The 5,125-nt window shown below is 54.5% G+C and carries 2 rRNA genes; both read right to left on the bottom strand.

Going from position 1 to position 5,125, the window contains the following annotated elements:
• Positions 1–6: 6 nt before the first annotated feature.
• A 23S ribosomal RNA gene (locus CORAM0001_RS10710) occupies positions 7–3,093 on the bottom strand.
• Positions 3,094–3,483: 390 nt separating this feature from the next.
• Positions 3,484–5,008 (bottom strand): 16S ribosomal RNA (locus CORAM0001_RS10705).
• Together the 16S and 23S rRNA genes form the textbook arrangement of a ribosomal RNA operon.
• Between the last annotated feature and the right edge of the window lie 117 nt (positions 5,009–5,125).

Raw genomic sequence — 5,125 nt, 5'->3', positions numbered from 1 at the left:
ATCTTTGTGTGTTGAATGTTTGGTCTATTAGTACCGGTCACCTCCACACCTTACGATGCTTCCAGATCCGGCCTATCAACCCCATCATCTATAGGGGACCTCAAAAGAAACCTAATCTTGGAACAGGCTTCCCGCTTAGATGCTTTCAGCGGTTATCCCTTCCGTACGTAGCCAACCAGCCATGCCCCAGGCGGGACAACTGGCACACCAGAGGTACGTCCATCCCGGTCCTCTCGTACTAGGGACAGCCTTCCTCAAGTTTCTACGCGCGCGGCGGATAGAGACCGAACTGTCTCACGACGTTCTAAACCCAGCTCGCGTGCCGCTTTAATGGGCGAACAGCCCAACCCTTGGGACCTACTCCAGCCCCAGGATGCGACGAGCCGACATCGAGGTGCCAAACCATCCCGTCGATATGGACTCTTGGGGAAGATCAGCCTGTTATCCCCGGGGTACCTTTTATCCGTTGAGCGACACCGCTTCCACAAGCCGGTGCCGGATCACTAGTCCCTAGTTTCCTACCTGCTCGACCTGTCAGTCTCACAGTCAAGCTCCCTTGTGCACTTACACTCAACACCTGATTGCCAACCAGGCTGAGGGAACCTTTGGGCGCCTCCGTTACTCTTTAGGAGGCAACCGCCCCAGTTAAACTACCCACCAGGCACTGTCCCTAACCCGGATCACGGGCCGAGGTTGAGATGTCCAATACGATCAGAGTGGTATTTCAACAACGACTCCACCCCAACTGGCGTTGAGGCATCACAGTCTCCCACCTATCCTACACAAACCGAACCGAACACCAATACCAAGCTATAGTGAAGGTCCCGGGGTCTTTTCGTCCTGCCGCGCGTAACGAGCATCTTTACTCGTACTGCAATTTCGCCGGGTCTGTGGTTGAGACAGCAGGGAAGTCGTTACGCCATTCGTGCAGGTCGGAACTTACCCGACAAGGAATTTCGCTACCTTAGGATGGTTATAGTTACCACCGCCGTTTACTGGGGCTTAAATTCTCCGCTTCGACCCACAAGGGATCTAACAGGTCCTCTTAACCTTCCAGCACCGGGCAGGCGTCAGTCCGTATACATCGACTTCACCGTCTTCGCACGGACCTGTGTTTTTAGTAAACAGTCGCTTCCCTCTATTCTCTGCGGCCACAACCAGCTCAACCACGTCGGTCACCAGTCATGGCCCCCCTTCTCCCGAAGTTACGGGGGCATTTTGCCGAGTTCCTTAACCACAGTTGTCCCGATCGCCTTAGTATTCTCTACCTGACCACCTGTGTCGGTTTCGGGTACGGGCCGTATATCCACATCGCTAGAGGCTTTTCTCGGCAGCATAGGATCACCAACTTCCCCAAAACGGGTACGCATCACGCCTCACCCTATATGTGCTCCGGATTTACCTAGAACACGGGCCACACGCTTACACCACGATATCCATCACGTGGCACGGCTACCTTCCTGCGTCACCCCATCACTTGGCTACTACCAGTTCAGGTCCCCAGCATCACACACACCAACCAACCTAAAAGGCTAGTAAACGGCGCGTGATCAGGTGGGTTAGTATCCCTGATTCACCATGGGCGCGGACACACGGGTACGGGAATATCAACCCGTTATCCATCGACTACGCCTGTCGGCCTCGCCTTAGGTCCCGACTCACCCTGGGAGGATTAACCTGGCCCAGGAACCCTTAGTCATTCGGCGGAGGAGTTTTCCACTCCTCATTCGCTACTCATGCCTGCATTCTCACTCGCGCACACTCCACACTAGGGTTACCCCAGCGCTTCACAGCAGCAACGCGACGCTCCCCTACCCAACCACCAAAGGTGATTGCCGCGGCTTCGGCGGTGTACTTGAGCCCCACTACATTGTCGGCGCAAAACCACTCGACCAGTGAGCTATTACGCACTCTTTCAAGGATGGCTGCTTCTAAGCCAACCTCCTGGTTGTCTTCGCGATCCCACATCCTTTTCCACTTAGCACACCCTTAGGGGCCTTAGCCGGCGATCTGGGCTGTTTCCCTCTCGACTACGAAGCTTATCCCCCGCAGTCTCACTGCCGTGCTCTGACCTAACCTGGCATTCGGAGTTTGGCTGATGTCGCTAAGATGATAGTCCCGCTAAACCAACCAGTAGCTCTACCTCCAGGAGGAAACACACGACGCTGCACCTAAATGCATTTCGGGGAGAACCAGCTATCACGGAGTTTGATTGGCCTTTCACCCCTACCCACAGCTCATCCCCTCAGTTTTCAACCTAAGTGGGTTCGCGCCTCCACAGAGTCTTACCTCTGCTTCACACTGGCCATGGGTAGATCACCCCGCTTCGGGTCCAGGACATGCCACTACAACACACTAATTAGTATTCGCTTTCGCTACGACTACCCCACTTGACGGGTTAACCTCGCGACATGCCGCTGACTCGCAGGCTCATTCTTCAAAAGGCACGCCATCACCCCAAAAAAGAGGCTCTGACGGATTGTAAGCACATGGTTTCAGGTACTATTTCACTCCCCTCCCGGGGTACTTTTCACCATTCCCTCACGGTACTAATCCGCTATCGGTCATAAGCAGGTATTTAGGCTTACCGGGTGGTCCCGGCAGATTCACAGCAGATTCCACGAGCCCGCTGCTACTCGGGCAACACACCAATTGCACATGCAAGTGTTTCACGTACCGGACTCTCACCGTCTACGGCAGGACATTCCAATCCACTTCCGCTACACCCACACAACACAACGCAGGACTAGCAGACCCTGCACAATGCATCCCCACAACCCCACGCACGCAAACCCTGCCAGGTATCACACGCACGCGGTTTAGCCTCATCCACGTTCGTTCGCCACTACTAACGGAATCACAATTGTTTTCTACTCCTACGGGTACTGAGATGTTTCACTTCCCCGCGTAACCACCAATTAGACTATGAATTCATCTAACGGCGACCGCCCACAACGACGGCCAGGTTTCCCCATTCGGACACCCTCGGATCAACGCTCAGTTGGCAGCTCCCCGAGGCCTATCGCAGCCTCTCACGTCCTTCATCGGCCTACTATGCCAAGGCATCCACCATGCGCCCTTACAACACAACACACAAACAAATAACTAAGAACAATCACAAACAGAAAAACTGCTTGACAACATCGAACTTACAGAAAAACAAGATGCTCGCGTCCACTATCCAGTTCTCACACAACACCCACACACCACAAAACAAACCACCACAAAAGCAGCCCGCCCGCAGCACGCAGCAACCTGTACAACAGGAACAACAACAAGCGTGTCATCCCAGACACCCAACAGCGCACCAACAACCAACCAACACCAAAGGAAAGCACAAACGCTTAAATCATCACACGCACGCGCGCAGACCACCATCAAATTCAGTGATCTAACCAGTAGGTGTTCCACCCAAAAAACAAAAAACAGCCACACGCCACCAACACGATGACACATGACCAGAAGAAAAAATAAACTCCTTAGAAAGGAGGTGATCCAGCCGCACCTTCCGGTACGGCTACCTTGTTACGACTTCGTCCCAATCGCCAATCCCACCTTCGACAGCTCCCCCACAAAAAAGTGTTAGGCCACTGGCTTCGGGTGTTACCGACTTTCATGACGTGACGGGCGGTGTGTACAAGGCCCGGGAACGTATTCACCGCAGCGTTGCTGATCTGCGATTACTAGCGACTCCGACTTCACGGGGTCGAGTTGCAGACCCCGATCCGAACTGAGACCGGCTTTACGGGATTAGCTCGCCCTCACGGACTGGCAACCCACTGTACCGACCATTGTAGCATGTGTGAAGCCCTGGACATAAGGGGCATGATGATTTGACGTCATCCCCACCTTCCTCCGAGTTAACCCCGGCAGTCTCTTACGAGTCCCCACCATCACGTGCTGGCAACATAAGACAAGGGTTGCGCTCGTTGCGGGACTTAACCCAACATCTCACGACACGAGCTGACGACAACCATGCACCACCTGTATACAAGCCACAAGGGAAACACCATCTCTGGCGCGATCCTGTATATGTCAAGCCCAGGTAAGGTTCTTCGCGTTGCATCGAATTAATCCACATGCTCCGCCGCTTGTGCGGGCCCCCGTCAATTCCTTTGAGTTTTAGCCTTGCGGCCGTACTCCCCAGGCGGGGCGCTTAATGCGTTAGCTACGGCACGGATCCCGTGGAAGGAAACCCACACCTAGCGCCCACCGTTTACGGCATGGACTACCAGGGTATCTAATCCTGTTCGCTCCCCATGCTTTCGCTCCTCAGCGTCAGTTACTGCCCAGAGACCCGCCTTCGCCACCGGTGTTCCTCCTGATATCTGCGCATTTCACCGCTACACCAGGAATTCCAGTCTCCCCTACAGTACTCAAGTTATGCCCGTATCGCCTGCACGCCCGGAGTTAAGCCCCGGAATTTCACAGACGACGCGACAAACCACCTACGAGCTCTTTACGCCCAGTAATTCCGGACAACGCTCGCACCCTACGTATTACCGCGGCTGCTGGCACGTAGTTAGCCGGTGCTTCTTCTCCATCTACCGTCAGAAACCCTTCGTCGATGGTGAAAGGAGTTTACAACCCGAAGGCCGTCATCCCCCACGCGGCGTCGCTGCATCAGGCTTGCGCCCATTGTGCAATATTCCCCACTGCTGCCTCCCGTAGGAGTCTGGGCCGTGTCTCAGTCCCAATGTGGCCGTCCACCCTCTCAGGCCGGCTACCCGTCGCCGCCTTGGTAGGCCATTACCCCACCAACAAGCTGATAGGCCGCGGGCCCATCCCACACCGAAAAAACTTTCCACCACAGTATCCACACCATGGTCCTATCCGGTATTAGACCCAGTTTCCCAGGCTTATCCCGAAGTGCAGGGCAGGTCACCCACGTGTTACTCACCCGTTCGCCACTCGTGTACCCCAGCAAGCTGGAGCCTTACCGTTCGACTTGCATGTGTTAAGCACGCCGCCAGCGTTCGTCCTGAGCCAGGATCAAACCCTCCATCAAAAACCCTTCAAATCAGAAGAATCACAAAACAATGAAAGGCCCAAAAACCTGACAAAAACAAAACAAACAACCACCACACACCACAAACAGTGCGCGGCCTGGCCGTTATCCAAAAAA

It is taken from the genome of Corynebacterium amycolatum SK46 (genome assembly GCF_000173655.1).
In the GTDB taxonomy this organism is placed as follows: Bacteria; Actinomycetota; Actinomycetes; order Mycobacteriales; family Mycobacteriaceae; genus Corynebacterium; species Corynebacterium amycolatum_A.
Note: the sequence above shows the minus strand (reverse complement) of the source record. Positions and strands in the feature narration are given on the sequence as shown.